Raw genomic sequence first — 4,081 nt, 5'->3', positions numbered from 1 at the left:
AAGCAGGTGAAGTTCAGGGACTAGTGATAAGTGTGAAATGTGGAATGTGAGATGAGGAATGAATCATTTCACACTACACATCACACACTACACATTAAAAAGGCTTGCACGTCAAGTGCGGCCTTTTTTTACTGCTTTGTGTACACATAGAGAACATTTTATCTTTTTATAATCTGTTTTTACTTTGAATTTGTGCGTCCAGAATATATTTTTAACCCCGAATGAGCCAATGTTTGGGTTGGCAAAAAAAGAGGCTATATGAAACAGAGCATTTTTAAGACAATGATTGCGGCAAGCGCGGTCGCCATGATCTGCGCCTGCGGTGATGATTCCTCGAGCGGAGCATCCGACGACATCAATAACACTGAACTTTCTTCGGCAGGTGCCGATCTCGGTTCTTCGGGAAGTGTCGACCTGGGTTCCTCGGGAAGTGCCGTTCCGGAAGGTCCCTGCAGCAAGGTGCAGCTCCTCAATCCGGCATGGCTTATGGATGTCGGCACGGGCTACATGGTTATTTACGCCGATGGCAGCGTGACCGATGCTGCGGGCGTTCCCCTGGGTTCGTATGTCGAAGGCAACATTGTCGATTTTGCTGGTGCTGTTCTAGTTCAGGGCGTGGATCTGAACGCTCTGACCATCTGTGAAGCGAATGCCGTGATCGATCCCAATACGGGTGAAGTCGTGAGCCAGAGTTCTTCCTCTGTCGGCGGCAATACGGATCCGACCTCTTCGGCAAGCGAAGTTCCGACTTCTAGCGACGGAACCGAGCCGGAAAGCAGCTCTGCCAATACGGATCCCGAACTGGATGCGAGCGGATTCCCGACGATCGAATCTTACGGCGAACCTCCTGCCGAATATACGAAGGACATCAGTTCGACGGGTAGGCGTGGCTTTAACACCCGCTACTGGGACGCCTGCAAGCCGCACTGCTCCTGGATCAGCAACGGTCAAGAAGGCAAGACGGATACTACGACGCAGGAAACCTATGTGGCTGGTGGAACGACCGCCCGTAACTGTAACATCCACGACGTAGAAGTGCCGACCTTTACATTAGCTGCATACGTCGATGGCAAGACAGGACTGAGTCCGTACTGGTTCGGTTATACGGGCACGACAAGTGCCTGTGGTGCTGCAAAAGAAAAGGGAGTATTCACTTGCACCGATATGGCTCCGATTGCTGTAAACGAACAACTCTCCTACGGCTATGTCGCGGGAACGGCTGATGGAACTTGCGGCAAATGCTACCATCTGCAATACGACGGCAGCTTTAAGGACGAAAGTGAGAATAACAAACCCAAGGCGACGCACCAGGCGCTTAAGGGCAAGCACATGATCGTGATGGCTTCCAATATTGGTCACGATGTTGCCGGTGCTAATGAAAAATTCCCCGCAGGCCAGTTTGACCTGATGGTTCCGGGTGGCGGCGTGGGTGCCTTCGATGCGCTCTCTGTACAGGTAAACGGTCAAAACATCAACTGGGGTGCGGGGTTCGGTGGCTTCCTTTCCGAATGCCAGCAAACTCTCGGTTATGACAATACTCTCGAAAAGTACCAGCAGTGCGTAAAGGACATGTGCGATGCCGCATTTGGCAGTGCCGGGCTTCCCAACCTGCTGCGTGGCTGCCACTGGTTTGCCGACTGGTACATGGCAGCCGACAATCCGACCTATTATATTGAAGAAGTCGAATGTCCGCAGTATTTGATCGACCATTACATGACGCGACTCAATCCGACCAAGGACAACCGTTACGAATGGCACGACGACTGGTCCACCTTCAAAGAAGGTGATGTCCTTGATACGCTGGAATGCTTAACCGATGAATATCCGCAGGGTTGTAACACAAGCAAATACAATTAGTAGCAAGAGCGACTCGCCGACACAATCGAAGATTGTCTGACAAAGTCCTGCGATAACTTCGCGGGACATTTTTTATTTGTAGCGGTCGGGGCTTACGCTATAGAAGCGTCGGTGCGTCCAGCCGTACCATAGCTCAGGCTGTTCGCGAATGCGCATTTCTAGCCAACGGTTGAATGCTTCCATGATCTTGCCATCGCCTTCGGCAAGCAGCTCATCGGCGTGGAGCACCTTCATGTTGTGGAATTCCTCGATCCAGCATGCAAAAACGGGCGTGTCCGGGCGGTGTTTCAGCAAAAAGTCGGGTAGCGGGTTCATGCGTGCATTTTGTCCCAGAAAGTATCCTGTCGTGGCACTGGGAACGCGGCTGTCCTGGTCTGCGAGCAGGCAGAAGAGATTGCCGTCGTCTAGGATCCGTAGGAACTCGCGCGGGTTTTTCGGGTTCACTGCATAACTTTTTCCATCGACGCTGCGTAACTTGTCTTCGACAAAGCGGTTTAGGCAAGAGGGTTTTAGCGGAATGTGACTTGCCTTCAGTGGAATGCCGAGGCGGCAGAGCCACGGGCCCATCGCCTCGTAGTTGCCGTAGTGAGCCGTCAGGAATATTCCTCCCTGCCGCATTTTCTGTATCGTGGCGGCACTTCCTGAGGCGATTTCGTATAGGTTCCTTCCGCGTCGGCAGGGGTAGCTTTCCAATTTCTGCGGCAGGCTCTTGTATTCGTCAAAGCGAAAAAGAATCTCGCCCGCATGTCGAGTCAGGTTTTCTATAACTTGTCTGTAGAATGCTGCTCTTTTGTCTGCAGACATCTTGCCTGTGCCATAGACATGTATCAGGTTCGATTCTACCGTGCTGCGTTTCCACCCGCTCAGAGTTAGCAGGTGTGTGCCTGCCTGGGCGAACACCTTGGCGCAAATGCGCGAGACTGTTTTGTGGATGCATCGCATGCTTACAATCTACAAAAGTTTGTAGCGATTATTTTACTAAAAATCTGGTGCGCTATGAATTTATACAAGTTATTTTCAATGGCGCATCTTTTATTTGTAAAAATTAAAGGAGAATCTAATGAAACTTACTATTTCTATTTCGGGTGGTGGAGCCCTCGGTATTGGCCCGCTTCAGTTCATGCGCCGTCTCGAGGCCGATCTCAAGATGAATCTTGCGGAGGTGGGAGCCGCCTTTGCGGGTACGTCGACGGGTTCTATCGTGGCTGCAGGTCTTTGCAACGGAATGACCGCCTCTCAGCTCTACGATCTTTATAAAAATAATTTGTCTGCAATATTCACGAAGGTGAGTGCCGCGAAGATTTTGACGAACAACTATTACCGTTACGATAATTCCAAACTCAAGAAACTTCTGCAGCAGAATTTCTACAAGCAGATGTATGAGTTCAGCAAGCCTATCTTTATCCCGTCCACCTTTATGAATGGCGAAAGTGTCGAAAAGGTCTGGGACCGTGGCGATGGCTCGACTCCGCAGTGGTTCGCTGTTCTTTCTAGCTGCTCTGCACCGACGTACTTCGATACGGTCAGCCGCAACAAGAATGGCAAAAAGGAAATCTACTGCGATGGCGGCATGTGGGCGAACGACCCGATCATGGTTCTGGAATCCGGTTTGAACAAAGTAAAGGAATTTAAGGGCAACTACAAGATCCTTTCCTTCAACACGGGCATGATGCGCCCGAATACTGCACCCAAGGACAAGAGCGTTGTCGGTTGGGGTAAGTACATTCTGGACGAATGGGTTGCGCGCACCGGCAATTCGGGCTATTACGAAGCCTGCGCCAACATTGGCGAAGCGAATGTCTGCCGCGTAGCTCCGCAGGTCCTATCCAAGTTTGCGATGGATGATCTTTCCCTTGTCGACGAAGTCTCCGAAATTTGGGATGTTCTCTACGATCAGGTCGGAAAGAAGGTGTGCAATTTCGTAAAGTCTACGGTAGCGGGCAAGTAGGCTTATCCGTAGCGCTAAAACGGGTTCGTTAGCCCTAGAAAGAAGACGGTCGCGAATTGTTCGCGACTGTCTTCTTCTTTTTAGGGCGATTCGCATAACTCTTTGACTGTTTTGAATTTAAATCAGGGGGTCTTTTTGAATTAAATTGTTGATAGTTTGTTGATTGATTGTAGCGTAATTGGGAATGTTGCAGTTATTTCGCAAAAAATCGAAAAAAAGTGAAAAAAAACGGCCGGAGCCCTTGACGGAAGGGAGTAAAAGTTCTATAATTGGCCT

At 50.2% G+C, this 4,081-nt stretch carries 3 protein-coding genes; 2 read left to right on the top strand and 1 reads right to left on the bottom strand.

The window, feature by feature from the left end; genetic code table 11:
• Nucleotides 1–258 precede the first annotated feature (258 nt).
• On the top strand, nucleotides 259–1,857 hold the full coding sequence (locus tag Q0628_RS10165; RefSeq protein ID WP_298770691.1) for a glycosyl hydrolase family 5: 1,599 nt from the start codon (nucleotides 259–261) through the stop codon (nucleotides 1,855–1,857).
• 72 nt (nucleotides 1,858–1,929) lie between these two features.
• Here Q0628_RS10165 and Q0628_RS10160 read toward each other — a convergent pair whose 3' ends face one another.
• Complete coding sequence (locus Q0628_RS10160; RefSeq protein WP_298770689.1) at nucleotides 1,930–2,799, bottom strand: lysophospholipid acyltransferase family protein; 870 nt, start codon at nucleotides 2,797–2,799, stop codon at nucleotides 1,930–1,932.
• A gap of 118 nt (nucleotides 2,800–2,917) precedes the next feature.
• Between Q0628_RS10160 and Q0628_RS10155 the strand changes: the two genes are divergently transcribed.
• Nucleotides 2,918–3,805: a patatin-like phospholipase family protein gene (locus tag Q0628_RS10155; RefSeq protein ID WP_298770687.1), complete on the top strand. Its 888-nt coding sequence runs from the start codon at nucleotides 2,918–2,920 to the stop codon at nucleotides 3,803–3,805.
• The last annotated feature ends 276 nt before the right edge of the window (nucleotides 3,806–4,081 follow it).

It is taken from the genome of uncultured Fibrobacter sp., assembly GCF_937877005.1.
Taxonomy (GTDB): domain Bacteria; phylum Fibrobacterota; class Fibrobacteria; order Fibrobacterales; family Fibrobacteraceae; genus Fibrobacter.
The sequence above is the reverse complement of the archived record's forward strand: the minus strand, read 5'-3'. Positions and strand labels throughout refer to the sequence as shown.